This window comes from Streptomyces colonosanans (genome assembly GCF_001866645.1).
Classification (GTDB): Bacteria; Actinomycetota; Actinomycetes; order Streptomycetales; family Streptomycetaceae; genus Streptomyces; species Streptomyces colonosanans.
Map to the genome: position 1 here is coordinate 1 of NZ_MLYP01000022.1, position 13,329 is coordinate 13,329.

Consider the following 13,329-nt stretch of genomic DNA (forward strand, 5'->3'; position numbering starts at 1 on the left):
CACCATCACCCCCATCGGCGAACCCAGGCACGCGCGTTCGTCTTCACCCGGCTACGCCGGCCAGGCCACAGCGGCGCTCCACGCCCGGAAAGCAGGACGCGGCGACGCTCCGCGTCGCTGTCACAAGATGCGATGCCCCCCGGCGTGAACGCCGGCGCCTCCTCGCAAGAAACAGGTGAACATCAGGCCGCCGGCAGTCCGGCTCGCGGGAAGCTCGCGCTCCTCACACAGGTCCCTCCAGGCCGCGCGTGCGGCCGGGTCCAACAGGCGTAGTAGGACGTCGGACGGCGCGGCGGGGTCGGCGGCGACGCCCCGCAACCAGAGTTCTCCAAGGATGGTGGAGGGCATCAGGAGATCGTGGCAGCGACCGCGGGACCGTGTCGAGACGTTGGAAGTGCTGTTGAGCGACCACGCGAGGGGAGCATCCAGCACGTCCCGGACGCACTCGTCCTCGCGTCGGCTCACGTCATGAGCCTGACCGCAAACAAGATCAACTGAGACGGGACAGTACCTGCCGCAACTGCTCGACGCCGGGGGCGCCGGCCAGACCACCGGGCGTGCGGTAGACCCGGCAGGCCAGCCCCGGCGCGCGTCCGGGCTCGGCAAACGGGTCACGCCCCTCGATCAGGATGGTCGGGGAGCCCGTGAAGCCGCTCCGCTCTGCCTCGGCCTGGTCGGCGACCACACGCGTGGTGAAGCCGACCTCACGCAGCCCGACATCGTCCAGGGCCTGCCTCAGCCGTTCAGCGGCGACCTTCTCGTTCGGACAGTCCGGAACGACCAGCACCTCGATCTCCATGTCTCCATCATCCCGTACCGCCGGGCGGGCGGTACGGGGAGCCCCACCACCCCGTCTCGAGGGGGCGGGGGCACCCTGGGAGCCGGAGGCCGTGCCTGGTGCGTCGGCACCGCTCAGGCCGGGCAGCGGAGCCTCGGGGGGCGTCTGAGCTGCCCGGATCGTAGCGTGAAGGGATGGGCGGGGAGCGAGGGAGAGGTGACGATGTCGGGGTTGGACTACGCGGCGTTGTTCGCCGCCACACCGAGCCCCTACCTGGTGCTGGACCCCGCCCTGGTGATCGTCGAAGTCAACCAGGCGTACCTCGACGTGACCGGACACACCCGGGAGGACCTGGTCGGACGGCACATCTTCGACGCCTTCCCGGATGACCCGAACGACCCGGAGGCCGAAGGGGTGCGGACCCTGAACGCCTCACTGGAGCGGGTGCTGGCCTCCCGGGAGCCCGATGCGCTGGCTTTCATGAAGTACGCCATCCCCGTCAGGGGTCGGCCCGGCACATTCGAGGAGCGGTGGTGGTCCCCGGTCAACACGCCGGTCGTAGGCCCCGACGGGCAGGTGGTATGGATCATCCACAGGGCGGAGGACGTGACCGCGTACGTACACATGCGCGGCGCCGGGGAAGAGCGGCCGCCCGAGCCGCCCACCGAGCGCGTGGCCCTGGAGGCCGAGCTGTACGCGCGGGCGCGCGAGCTGCAGGCACTGAACGAGGAGCTGCGGCAGGCCCACACCCGCGAACGCCATGTGGCCCTCGCCCTCCAGGAAGCCATGCTCCAGTCGCCCGATCTCTGCCGGCACAAGGACGTGGCGGTGCGCTACCTGCCCGCCACCGGCTCGCTGAGCGTGTGCGGCGACTGGTTCGACCTGGTTGACCTGCCCGACGGCTCCTTCGCGGTGGCCGTCGGTGACGTCGTCGGCCACGGCCTGGAGGCCGCCGCCGTCATGGGGATGCTCCGCAGCGCGCTGAGCGCGGCCATCCGCGCGCTGGGGCGCCCCGCCCAGGCCCTCGAGGTGCTGGGCCTTTACGCCCGGTCGGTGGAGGGAGCGTTGAACACCACTGCCGTCAAGGTACTGGTGGACCCCCGCAGCAAGCTGATCGTCTACAGCAGCGCCGGACATCCGCCGCCGATTCTCGTCCGTCCGGACGGGGGGTACGACCTGCTGGACCAGGCCACCGACGCGCCGCTGGGCGCCCGGCCTCAGCATGTGCCCCGCCCCCAGGCCATTCACTCCTACAGCACGGGGGACACCCTCGTGCTCTACACGGACGGGCTGATCGAACGGCGCGGCGAGCACATCGAAGAGGGGCTGACCCGGCTCACCGACGCCCTCGGCCGGCACAGCACCCTCGCCCCGGAACGCGTGGCCGACGTCGTGCTGGCCCAACTGGGGGTGAGTGGCGGCGCCCGGGACGACATCGCCCTCGTCATCGTCCGGCTGTGACCACCGCCGTCCTCAAGGCCCAGGACCCCTGCCGCCTGCCGCGCGCTGTACCGAGCGGGCCACCGCGCGGTCCCCGTCGGACTCGACGACGAGGACCGTCTCGGCGGCCCGCACGGTGGACAGGCGGTGGGCGACGCACCGGCACGCCCGCGATGGCCTACGGCAGTCGCCAGTCCACCGGCTCGGCCCCCTGCCGCACGAGGAGGTCATTGGCCCGGCTGAAGGGGCGCGAACCGAAGAAACCCCGGTCCGCCGACATCGGCGAAGGGTGCGCCGACTCGATCGCCGGATACTCCCCGAGCAGTGGACGCAGATTGCGCGCATCCCGCCCCCACAGGACCGACACCAACGGCCGCTCCCGCGCGACAAGTGCACGGATGGCCTGCTCGGTGACCTCCTCCCAGCCCTTGCCCCGGTGGGCGCCCGGCTTGCGCGGGGCCGTGGTCAGCGCCCTGTTCAAGAGCAGCACACCCTGCCGGGTCCACGGGGTCAGATCACCGTTGGACGGCCTGGGCAGACCCAGATCCGTATTCAGCTCCCGGTAGATGTTCTCCAGACTGCCCGGCAGCGATCGCACCTCCGGCGCGACGGCGAAACTCAGACCGATCGCCATACCCGGCGTCGGGTACGGATCCTGACCGACGATCAAAACCCGTACGTCGTCAAAGGGCTGCTGGAACGCCCGCAAGACGTTCGCTCCCGCCGGGAGATACGTCCGGCCGGCTGCCACCTCGGCACGAAGGAAGTCCCCCATACCCGAGATACGCCCGGCCACGGGCTCCAGAGCCTTCGCCCAGCCCGCCTCAACAAGTTCATGCAACGGTCGTCTTGCCACGCCGCGCCACTCTAGTGGCCCACACCGACAATCCGTACCAACAGGCCAGCCCCTACGCAGGAAAGGCTCCTGCCGTCAGGGCGCTCCTCGACAAGGTGCCACGCAGTCGGCACGCGTGGGGAAGTCGGACCGAATCGATCACATATCATCAGAACGTAACTCATCAGACAAAATTGGACAGATACCGCTCACCTGCCCCCTCCCCGAACAGGGGAGCCCGCCAAGCCAGTAGCATGCGGCGCCATGAGCTCCCCCACTGGGCCCGCAGGCCTGCCTGTACGAATGCCGCGACCCCGCCAGCCCGGGCGGCACCGCCGCCCGGAACCTCTGGTGACCCCCGAGGGCGCGCCCGCGCTCGTCCTCGCGGTGCCGGGCACTCCCAGCGCCGCCACGCGTAGCCTGGCCGAGGAGGTCGTGAGCATCGCGCGTTCCGAGCTGCTCGGCCTCAACGCCCGGATCGGCTACCTGGACGGGGACGACTCCGATTACCCCACGCTGCGCTCGGTTCTGACGCAGACCGCCGAGGAGCGCACCGCACGCTATGAGCAGGCCGTCGCCGCCGGCGTGGAGGCCAAGGAGCCCGACGGCCCCGTCGCCGTGGTGGTGCCGCTGCTGGCCGGTCCGGACAGCGCGCTGCTGCGCCAGGTCCGCCAGGCCGTCATGGACAGCCGTGTCGCGGCCGAACTGACTGACGCCCTCGGCCCGCACCCCCTGCTCGCCGAGGCCCTGCACGTACGTCTGTCCGAGTCCGGCCTCGCCCGCGCCGACCGGGCCCGCCTGTTCACCGTGGCGACGGCCGCGGACGGCATCATCCTCGCGTCCGTGGGCGGCGACGAGGCCGTCCAGGCGGCCGGGATCACCGGCATGCTGCTGGCCGCGCGGCTCGCCGTGCCAGTGATGGCCGCGGCGCTGGACCAGGAGGGCTCGATCGTCGCCGTCGCCGAGCAGCTGCGCTCCTCGGGCTCGCAGCAACTGGCGCTCGCGCCCTACTTGATCGGCCCGGAGCTGGATCCGGGGCTGCTGGACGCCGCCACCAAGGAGGCGGACTGCGCCACCGCCGAACCGCTCGGCGCCTACCCGGCGATCGGCAAGCTGGCACTCTCCAAGTACACGACGGCGCTGGGCATCGCCCCGCAGCAGCCGCAGGGCACCCCGGCCCGCTGAGCCGCACCAAACCTCATCTCGACCACGAAGGGCCCGCTCCCACCGGAGCGGGCCCTTCGCCTTGCCGGGCCATGCGGTTCGCCCGACGACTCCCGGGCCCTGGATCAGCCGAACACGACGCAGGAGGCCGCGGGAACCGCCACCGAACCGCCCCGCCGCGGCACGCCCGAGTCCGGGTCCACCGCGAACCAGGTCACATCCCCTGACCGCTCGTTGGCGACGTACAAGTACCCCTCCGACCAGGCGATCGCCCGTGGCCAGACACCCCCGCAGGGCACCGTGGTCACCTGCCTCAGCCCGTCGCCCTCGACGGCGAGCACGGACAGCACGTCCTGTCCGCGTGTCGCCGTCCACACGAAGCGTCCATCGGGCGAGACGACGACCCCCGACGGGTAGGCCTCACCGACGGGCACGTCGGACAGCACGGACGTCTCGGCGACCGGCTTCAGCACGCCGTCCCCGGCGTCCCAGCGGCACATGGTGACGGTCGGCACCAGTTCGTTGAGGACGTACGCGCGGTCGCCGTCCGGATGGAAGGCCAGGTGACGCGGCCCGGAGCCGGGACGCAGCGCGGTCTCGCGGTGCAGCCGCCAGGCACCGCCCTCCAACACGCACACCCGGACGGAGTCCGTCCCGAGGTCGACGCTGAGGACCCATCGGCCGCACGGGTCGGCCTGTACCTGGTGGGCGTGCGGCCCCTCCTGCCGCTGCGGAACCGGCCCCGAGCCCTCGTGCCGGAGCACCAGGGGCACGGCCGTCGCCAGGGTGCCGTCGCCGCGCAGAGGAAGGGCGGTGACGCTGCCGGAACCGTAGTTGGCGGTCAGGACGTAGCCGGCGTGCACACTCAGGTGCGTGGGCCCGCTGCCACCGACGGCGGCGGGCGGCCCGGCGAGTTCGGGCCCGTCGCCGTCGAGACGGTAGGCGGCGACCGCGCCCTCGGCGGTCTCGCTGACCGCGTACAGCATGTCTGCGCAGAGCGCGAGGTACGACGGGTCGGGCACCCCGCCCACGGAGCTCAGAACGGTCAGCGCGCCGCTGTCCGGATCCACGGTGGCCGTGAGGACACCACGTCCTCCCGCCGATGTGAAGGAGCCGATGTACGCCCGCCGCTGCCCCTGCCTGTCGCCGTCCGCCACTGCTGTCCCCTCTCGTCGACGCTTACGGGAGGACGTTGACGTCCTCTCCTGCCCGAGGGCAGGAGATTGCGGTCCGCACCGCTACGCGGTGCCACCTCGGGTTCCTGCTTCACCGGCCCTTGCCGCTCTCCGGGGAGATCGGTCTTACAGGGGCCTCCACAGGCGTCACTTTCCGCCCGTCCGGCGGTAGATCCGACAACTCCGTCATCGGATGGCGCAATCGTAGCCATGCCGCTGCGGCCCTCCGGGCCGCAAGGGACCGGATGCCCTTCACCTCCACCCTGAAGGATGGAGCACTGGGCAAGTGTTCGGTAGCGGTTGTCAGGCCCGGACCGCCGACGGGCCGTGCAGCGGTGCGGCCAGGGCGACCAGGGCCCGTTCGAGGCCATAGAGGTGGGCGAGGGCCTGCTCGGCGCCGGGGTGACGCTCCGGGACAACCGAAGGGGCCGTGAGGACGCGTTCGGGGAGCCCGCCGAGCAGCGTCTCCACCGCGGTCTCGACGCGTCGGCACGCGTCCATGAGACGGGTGTCGTGCGACGCGTCCGGGTCGGCCGCCACATCGGCGAGGCCGCGCGCTTGGTGGGCGCACTCGTCGAGCAGCGCGAGCACCCTGAGGGCCCGCGCCTTGCGTGCCCTCAGCGGGTTCAGCGGATGCACCAGCGGCGCGAGTGCCGAGTGCACGCGCCCCAGAAGCGCCTCGAGTTCCGCCGCGCGGAACGCGGGGTCCGCCTCCGGGTCGCCCGCGAGCCGCCGCGCCGCCGCGGCGGTGCAGTCGTGCACGGCACGCAGGACCCGGCACACCCAGTGGTCGGTCACCGTGTGCGTGGTGATCGGCAGCACGAACGCGACGGCAAGCGCGGCCCCCAGCGCCCCGGCACCCGTCTCCGCGAGGCGCAGGCCGAGCAGCCCCGGGCTCAGAACGCCGAGGACGCCGTAGAGCAGGCCCGCCAGGACGGTGACGAAGAAGATCATCCAGCTGTAGGACAACGCGGCCGTGTAGAAGATCCCGAACACGCAGGCGGCGACGAGCGCGGCCGAGGGCACGGGATCGCCGTGCAGCGGGACGGCGACCAGCAGCCCGGCGGCGATACCGGTGACCGTGCCGACGACACGCCGGAAGCCGCGTACCAGCGTCTCACCGCGCGAGGCGGTGTTCACGAAGATCCACCAGACCGTGGCGACGGCCCAGTACCAGCGCTCGTGCGACAGGGCCTGACCCACGACGATCGCGAAGGCACAGGCGGCGACCGCCTGGAACGCCTGGCGGGTGGCAGGACGGGCGAGTCCGCGCCCGTCGAGCGGGGCGGCCGCGACGGGCAACGGCGTACGCCGCTCGATGCACCACACACCGAACCGCACCACCGAGGCGGCGCCCAGCGACAGCATCACGGCCGCGCACAGCTCCGGCAGTCGACCGGGAACGACGTGCAGGAGCAGCGCGACGAAGAAGGTCATGAACGCGAAGACGCCGAGCGCATGGCCCAGCGGCCCCCAGCGGCGGGCATACACGCCGGTGAAGATCACCGCCAGCCAGGCCGCGTCCCGCAGCGCTGGGGCACCGTGCAGGGTGGTCGCGAGCGCAAGCACGGGGAGACCGACGACGGGAAGCAGCGCGGTGGTGACCGCCTGGCCCCGCACGGTCGGGTCGGCGACCGTGAACAGCGCGAGGAGCGCGGCCAGCCCGCCGGTGATCGAGGCGGGCCGGGACAGTCCCGCCATCTCGCACGCCGTCACGGCGAGGCCGATACCGAGCACCGCGCGCAGCGAGACGCGCAGCCGGAACAGCCCCGGATCCGGAGCCGTGAACATCTTCTTCACCGTCGGCTGCCCGCCCCCATTTCGTGTTCGATGCCGTGTCGGAGCATGGGAAAGGCGCCGCGGGCAGGGACTCCGGCTTCGTTGCCGGTCCCGCACTGCGCGGCGCCATCGATACGCACAAGGAAAGCAAATGGAGGGCAGTGGCTCAAGCGGATCACGATTCACTGAGCCATTGGTACAGTTCAGTGAGATCCACTTGCACGAAAGGGAGGCCAACGGTCCATGGCCGTGGACGCACTCGACACCCGCATCCTGCAATTGCTGCTCCAGCAGCCCCGTACCAGCGTGCGTGAGTACGCCCGCATCCTCGGCATCGCACGCGGCACGCTCCAGGCCCGCCTGGACCGGTTGGAGCGCGACGGGGTGATCACCGGCACGGGTCCCGCTCTGGCCCCCGCGGCACTCGGGCATCCCGTGCTCGCGTTCGTCCACATCGAGGTCACCCAGGGGCACCTGGACGAGGTGGGCGACGCCCTCGCGGCCGTACCGGAGATCGTCGAGGCGTTCTCGGTCACCGGGGGCGGTGATCTCATGACCCGAGTGGTGGCGCGGGACAACGCGCACCTGGAGGATGTCATCCAGACGCTGATCAGCCTGCCCGGGGTCGTCCGCACCCGTACGGATGTGGCACTGCGCGAGCGCGTGCCGTATCGGCTGCTGCCCCTGGTGGAGTCGATCGGCCGCACGGCCGCGAACTGATCACGACCGCCGAGCGGCCCGGGAGCGGTTGCCGAACCGGCGCGGGCGGCCTGAACGCCTTCACCTGCGCCGGGTACCGGGGACTTCATCAGGGTGGGCGCCGCGAAACCGCCGGTCGGCCACCGCCGTAGTGCCGGCGGCTACGACCGGCGCCGCGGCCTGCCACGCCGGCCGCCCTTGGGGCCTGCGGAACCGCTCCGCGGGCTCCGGCCCGTCGACTTCCCCGCCACGGGCTTCCGCCGGGCGCCGGCCGCACCGGCGCGGTCGCGCTCCGGTTGCGTCGGGGTTTGGGCGGGGGTGCGGCCACGCCAGCTGTTGACCGTCCGCCCGCGGACGATCCCGATGAATTCCTCGACCAGATCGGTGGTCGCGTCCTCGAGCCATGACAACCCGACGCTCGACTGGGGGGCGTCCACGAGCGGGCGGTACGTGAGGTCCCGGCGATGGTGCAGACGTGCCAGGGACTGCGGGACGACGAGCAGGCCCACGCCCGCCGCCACGAGTTCGATGGCGTCGGCCGTCGTGGCGGGCCGCTCGAACGCGGGCAGGCCCGGCGGCCGCTCCCAGCCGAGGACGTCGTCGAGGGGGTGGAAGACGACTTCGTCGGTGAGATCCTCGAGCGACACCTCCTCCGCCGCCGTCACGAGGTGGTCCTTGGGGACCACGACCACCGTCGTCTCGGTGTAGAGGGGGATCGCACTGAAGACCGTGCGGTCGACCGGCAGCCGTACGAGCCCCGCGTCCGCCTCTCCGTCGCGCAACACATCGGATGCTTCGGCGGCCGACACCTGGACGAGGGCCAAGGGGACATCCGGCAGGCGCTCGTTCCAAATCCGGACCCACTTGGCGGGCGTCACCCCGGGGACGTACGCGAGCCGGAACGAGGGGGATGCTTCCGTGCCTGTCACTCCGCCAGGTTACCGGGCGTGGTCGGAGGTCTCGTACACGGCCGATAGTCTGGACAACATGAAGTCGCACCAGACCACCCAGACGATGAAGCCGGCGACGGCGGCGAAGAAGCTGGGTGTGTACCTCCCCGCCACCCCTGCCGAGTTCCAGGAGGGTGTCGTCTCGCGCGCCGAACTGAACGAACTCCAGGCGACCCCGCCCGCGTGGCTGCAGGAGCTGCGAAGCAACGGCCCGCACCCCCGCCCGGTGGTCGCGGCGAAGCTGGGCGTCTCCATCGCGGGCCTCGCGCGCGGCGGAGTCGTCGAGCCCCTCACCACCGAGCAGATCGAGGCTCTGAAGCAGGCCCGGCCCGAGTGGCTGGAGAAGGAGCGCGCCACCCAGGCCGAGGTCCGCAAGGAAGCGGCGCGCATCAAGAAGAAGAACGCCGAACGAGCCGACCAGGCGCGCGGGCCGCGTCCCTGATCTCTGTCCCTGACCTCTTCAGGCAGCCGCGCCGACGTCCCCGCTCTTCCTCGTCCCGCTGAGTCGGCGGCTGCGCGCCGGTCAGCGGAACACCCGTCTTACCGCGCCTGGACGCACAGGTTGTACACCGCTGCTTCACACGCAGCCTCCGGAAACCGAGCGCTGTCGACGGCGAGGGCGGCACCGGGGGCCGCGGTGCTGCCGCCGACGGTGACGACGGCCAAGGCAGGGCCTTCGTCGGCCCACCGGTGCAGTTCATCGGCTAGGTCAAACATTCCGTGCTCCCTCGCCCGCGGTCAGGACGCGGTCGGGCCGGATGGGCAGGCTCCGGTGGCGGACGCCGGTCGCATGCCAGACCGCGTTGGCGATCGCCGCAGCGGCGCCCACGATGCCGATCTCCCCGATGCCCTTGATCCCGACCGGGTCGTCCGGGTCGGGGTCGTCCACCCAGTCCGCCTCGATGAGCGGTACGTCGGCGTGCGTGGCGACGTGATAGCCCGCGAGGTCGGCGCCGGCGTGGCCGCCCGACACCTGGTCCCGGACCGCCTCCTCGTGCAGCGCCATGGAGATGCCCCAGATCATCCCGCCGACGAGCTGGTTGCGCGCGGTGAGCGGGTTGACGATCCGGCCCGCCGCGAAGATGCCGAGCATGCGCCGCACGCGCACCTCGCCGGTGGTGACGTCCACGGCGACCTCGGCGAACTGCGCTCCGAAAGAGTGCCGTTCCTTGTGCGCAAGGGCGCGGATGGCCTCGGAGGTGTCCGACCGCACGGTGAGTCCCTCCGGCGGAATGCCGGCGTCCAGGGCGAGCCGCTCGCGCAGTTCCCTGGCCGCGGTCGTGACCGCCCATGCCCAGGAGCGGGTGCCCATCGAACCGCCGGCGATCATCGCCGGCCCGAAGTCGCTGTCCCCGATCCGCACCCGTACACGGTCCGGTGCCACCTCCAGCGCGTCGGCGGTGACCAGGGTGATCGCGGTGCGGGCCCCGGTACCGATGTCCGCCGCGGCGATCCGCACGGTGAAGGTTCCGTCCGGCTGCGCCGTCACGGCCGCCGTGGAGGGTGCGGCTCCGGCGGGGAAGGAGGACGCCGCCGTGCCGGTGCCGAGCAACCAGCGCCCGTCACGACGCAGGCCGGGGCGCGGGTCCCGGTCCGCCCAGCCGAACCTTCGGGCTCCCTCGCGGAAGCAGTCGAGCAGTCGGCGGCTGCTGAACGGCAGTCCGGAGACGGGACCCCGCTCGGGCTCGTTGCGTGCGCGCAGTGCAATGGGGTCGATGCCGCACTTCTCGGCGAGTTCGTCGAGCGCCGACTCCAGCGCGAACGATCCCGGTGCCTCGCCCGGAGCGCGCATCCACGTCGGTGTCGGCACATCGAGGCGTACGACCCGGTTGGACGTGTGGTGGGCGTCGGCGTCATACAGCACCCGTCCCACCCCGGCGCACGGCTCGGTGAACTCGTACACGGTCGACGTGAGGTTCAAAGACCGGTGATCCAGCGCGCGCAGCCGCCCGTCGGCGTCGGCGCCCAGCCTGATCCGCTGCGCCGTGGGGCTGCGGTAACCCGCGATCGAGAACATCTGACGACGCGTCATGACGACCCGGACCGGGCGCTGGAGGACGGTGGCGGCCATCACGGCGGCCACCTGGTGAGCGCGGACCCCCTTGCCCCCGAAACCGCCGCCGACGTGCTCGGACCGCACCCGCACCGAGGCCGGGTCGAGGCAGAAGAGTTTCACGAGTTCGTCCGCGACCCATGTGGTGCCCTGGTTGGAGTCGACGACCTCGAGTCGCCCGCCCTCCCAGCGGGCCGTCGCCGCATGGGGCTCCATCGGGTTGTGGTGTTCTTCCGGGGTGGTGTACTCGGCGTCCACGACGACGGCGGACGCGGCGAGTTCGGATTCCAGGTCTCCCTTCTCCGTTGTGTCCAGCGGGTTTGCGTCCGGGCGTTCGCCGAGGAAGGCGACGTCGTGCGGCTCCTCCTCGTAGTGCACCACGAGCGCTTCGGCGGCCTCCCTTGCCTGCTCGGAGGTCTCGGCGACGACCAGCGCCACCGGCCAGCCCGCGTGCTGCACCCGGTCGTGCTGGAAGAGGGCGATGGTCGGGTCCGGCGGAACTCCGAGCACGCCGATGTAGTCGCTGTCGACACGTGGAGCGTTCTGATGGTGCAGGACGGTGAGGACACCCGGCATTCCGAGGACGGCAGCGCTCTCCACCGAGCGGATGCGGCCGCGGGCGACGGTGGACAGCGCCAGCCAGCCGTGAGCGAGTTCGCTGAAGGGGAGATCCCCCGCGTAGCGGGCCGCTCCGGTGACCTTGTCCCGGCCCTCCACGCGGGTGTGCGCGGTACCGACGGAGCCCGTCGCCGTCGTGGATCCGGTGGTGGTGGTCATCGGGACGCCTCCTCGAGGAGTTCGGACAGGACGGCCACCACGAGGTTGCGCATCAGTGTCACCTTGTATCCGTTGTGGATCAGCGGCTCCGCCGCGGCGAGTTCGGCGTCCGCGGCGGCGGCGAAGCTCTCGCCGTCGGCCCGTGCCCCGGTCAGCGCCCGTTCGGCCGCCCGGGCCCGCCACGGCCGCGACGCGACCGCCCCGAAGGCCAGACGCACATCGCTCACGACGCCGTCCCGGACGTCGAGCGCGGCGGCGATCGAGCCGATCGCGAACGCGTAGGAGGCTCGCTCGCGCACCTTCCGGTAGCGCGAGCGGGCGGCGACCGGGGCGGACGGCAGGGTGACACCGGTGATCAGCGCCCCCGGCGGCAGGGCGGTCTCCAGGTGCGGGGTGTCACCCACCGGCAGATAGAAATCGCAGAGCGGCAACTCGCCCGACCCCTCGGTGGTTTCGTACGAGATGACGGCGTCGAAGGCCGTCAGCGCCACGCCCATGTCCGAGGGATGGACGGCCACGCAGTGGCGGGAGGCGCCCAGGATCGCGTGGTTGCGGTGGTCGCCCTCGATGGCGGGGCACCCGCTGCCGGGCACGCGCTTGTTGCATGGTTTGGTGACGTCGCCGAAGTAGCCGCAGCGGGTGCGCTGGAGAAGGTTCCCGCCGACCGTGGCCATGTTGCGCAGTTGCCCCGAGGCACCGGCCAGTACCGCCTGCACCAACGCAGGGTAGCGGCGGCGGACTTCGGCGTGGGCGGCCAGGTCGCTGTTGGTGACGGTCGCGCCGATGCGCAGACCGCCGTCCTGCGTCGACTCGATCCGGTCCAGGGGCAGTTCACGCACGTCGACAAGCCGGCTCGGCCGCTCGACGCCGGTCTTCATCAGGTCGACGAGGTTGGTGCCCCCGCCGAGGAAGCGTGCGTCCGGGTCTGCGCCGAGCAGCGCGACCGCGCCGGCGACATCGGACGCCCTCTGATAGCCGAACTCCCTCATGCCACTGCCTCCCCGGTCTCCTCAGCCCCCGCCTCGACCGCGGCGGCTCGAGCGACCGCCTGAACGATCGACACATACGCGCCGCAACGGCACAGGTTGCCGCTCATGCGCTCCCGGATCTCCTCGGCGGTCAGCGGTGGCGGCCCCGCTTCGGGCCGGATGTCGCCGGTGACGGCGCTCGGCCAGCCCGCCGCGTGCTCCTCGATCACCGCGACGGCCGAGCAGATCTGCCCCGGCGTGCAGTAGCCGCACTGGTAACCGTCGAGGTCGAGGAACGCCTGCTGCACCGGGTGCAGCCGCTCACCCTCGGCCACGCCTTCGATGGTGGTGACCTCGCGCCCCTCCGCCGACACCGCGAGCTGCAGGCAGGCCACGGCCCGGCGCCCGTCGAGCAGGACTGTGCAGGCACCGCATTGCCCCTGGTCACAGCCCTTCTTCGTACCGGTCAGATCGAGGCGCTCACGCAGGGCGTCGAGCAGGGTGGTGCGGTGGTCGACGGACAGCGTGTACTTCTCGCCGTTGATGTTCAAGGTGATGGCGCTGGACGTCGGTGGGGCCATGATCAGCCTTCTTTCGCGTATCCGGACCCCACGTCGTGGGGCGGTCCGGCAGACAGACGAATCAGGAGTCAGGGAGATGGCGCTGTACGGAGCGATAGTGCTTCGGAAACACGCGAGGTACCGGGAAGGA

General features: G+C 71.6%; 13 protein-coding genes. 4 read left to right on the top strand and 9 right to left on the bottom strand.

The genetic code is table 11. The features are described 5' to 3' along the window. Positions 1–490: 490 nt before the first annotated feature. Positions 491–799, bottom strand: coding sequence for a hypothetical protein (locus BIV24_RS08290; RefSeq protein ID WP_071365545.1), 309 nt, complete (start codon positions 797–799; stop codon positions 491–493). A 201-nt stretch (positions 800–1,000) separates the two neighbouring features. On the opposite strand from BIV24_RS08290, the gene BIV24_RS08295 reads away from it, so the two are divergent. Next, positions 1,001–2,239 carry a PP2C family protein-serine/threonine phosphatase gene (locus BIV24_RS08295; RefSeq protein ID WP_071365546.1) on the top strand — a complete coding sequence of 413 codons (1,239 nt, stop codon included), beginning with the start codon at positions 1,001–1,003 and terminating at the stop codon, positions 2,237–2,239. A 157-nt stretch (positions 2,240–2,396) separates the two neighbouring features. On the opposite strand, the gene BIV24_RS08300 is transcribed toward BIV24_RS08295, so the two are convergent. Then, entirely contained in the window at positions 2,397–3,074 is a 678-nt protein-coding gene (locus BIV24_RS08300; RefSeq protein ID WP_079168080.1) for a uracil-DNA glycosylase, read from the bottom strand. A 243-nt stretch (positions 3,075–3,317) separates the two neighbouring features. Between BIV24_RS08300 and BIV24_RS08305 the strand changes: the two genes are divergently transcribed. Then, positions 3,318–4,238, top strand: coding sequence for a sirohydrochlorin chelatase (locus BIV24_RS08305; RefSeq protein WP_107459276.1), 921 nt, complete (start codon positions 3,318–3,320; stop codon positions 4,236–4,238). Between the two features lie 104 nt (positions 4,239–4,342). On the opposite strand, the gene BIV24_RS08310 is transcribed toward BIV24_RS08305, so the two are convergent. Both BIV24_RS08310 and BIV24_RS08315 read right to left on the bottom strand, forming a co-directional pair. Beyond that, on the bottom strand, positions 4,343–5,374 hold the full coding sequence (locus BIV24_RS08310) for a lactonase family protein (RefSeq protein WP_071365549.1): 1,032 nt from the start codon (positions 5,372–5,374) through the stop codon (positions 4,343–4,345). A gap of 321 nt (positions 5,375–5,695) precedes the next feature. Further along, positions 5,696–7,183, bottom strand: coding sequence for an FUSC family protein (locus tag BIV24_RS08315; protein WP_071365632.1), 1,488 nt, complete (start codon positions 7,181–7,183; stop codon positions 5,696–5,698). 231 nt (positions 7,184–7,414) lie between these two features. Between BIV24_RS08315 and BIV24_RS08320 the strand changes: the two genes are divergently transcribed. Beyond that, positions 7,415–7,891: an Lrp/AsnC family transcriptional regulator gene (locus BIV24_RS08320; RefSeq protein ID WP_071365550.1), complete on the top strand. Its 477-nt coding sequence runs from the start codon at positions 7,415–7,417 to the stop codon at positions 7,889–7,891. Positions 7,892–8,031: 140 nt separating this feature from the next. Here BIV24_RS08320 and BIV24_RS08325 read toward each other — a convergent pair whose 3' ends face one another. Beyond that, on the bottom strand, positions 8,032–8,799 hold the full coding sequence (locus tag BIV24_RS08325; RefSeq protein WP_071365551.1) for a LysR family substrate-binding domain-containing protein: 768 nt from the start codon (positions 8,797–8,799) through the stop codon (positions 8,032–8,034). Positions 8,800–8,857: 58 nt separating this feature from the next. Between BIV24_RS08325 and BIV24_RS08330 the strand changes: the two genes are divergently transcribed. Continuing rightward, the gene (locus tag BIV24_RS08330) at positions 8,858–9,262 is read left to right on the top strand and encodes a DUF5997 family protein (RefSeq protein WP_071365552.1); all 405 of its coding nucleotides are present in this window, start codon (positions 8,858–8,860) and stop codon (positions 9,260–9,262) included. A gap of 98 nt (positions 9,263–9,360) precedes the next feature. Here BIV24_RS08330 and BIV24_RS34195 read toward each other — a convergent pair whose 3' ends face one another. The 4 genes from BIV24_RS34195 to BIV24_RS08345 are packed head-to-tail and all read right to left on the bottom strand — an operon-like array spanning position 9,361 to position 13,199. Further along, on the bottom strand, positions 9,361–9,537 hold the full coding sequence (locus BIV24_RS34195) for a hypothetical protein (RefSeq protein ID WP_177198643.1): 177 nt from the start codon (positions 9,535–9,537) through the stop codon (positions 9,361–9,363). After that, on the bottom strand, positions 9,530–11,650 hold the full coding sequence (locus BIV24_RS08335; protein ID WP_071365553.1) for a xanthine dehydrogenase family protein molybdopterin-binding subunit: 2,121 nt from the start codon (positions 11,648–11,650) through the stop codon (positions 9,530–9,532). Before BIV24_RS08335 ends, BIV24_RS34195 begins: the two co-directional genes overlap by 8 nt. Next, positions 11,647–12,639 (bottom strand): FAD binding domain-containing protein, encoded by a 993-nt coding sequence (locus tag BIV24_RS08340; RefSeq protein WP_071365554.1) that lies wholly within the window; start codon positions 12,637–12,639, stop codon positions 11,647–11,649. The genes BIV24_RS08335 and BIV24_RS08340 overlap by 4 nt, the downstream gene beginning before the upstream one ends. Continuing rightward, entirely contained in the window at positions 12,636–13,199 is a 564-nt protein-coding gene (locus BIV24_RS08345) for a 2Fe-2S iron-sulfur cluster-binding protein (RefSeq protein WP_071365555.1), read from the bottom strand. Before BIV24_RS08345 ends, BIV24_RS08340 begins: the two co-directional genes overlap by 4 nt. Positions 13,200–13,329 lie beyond the last annotated feature (130 nt).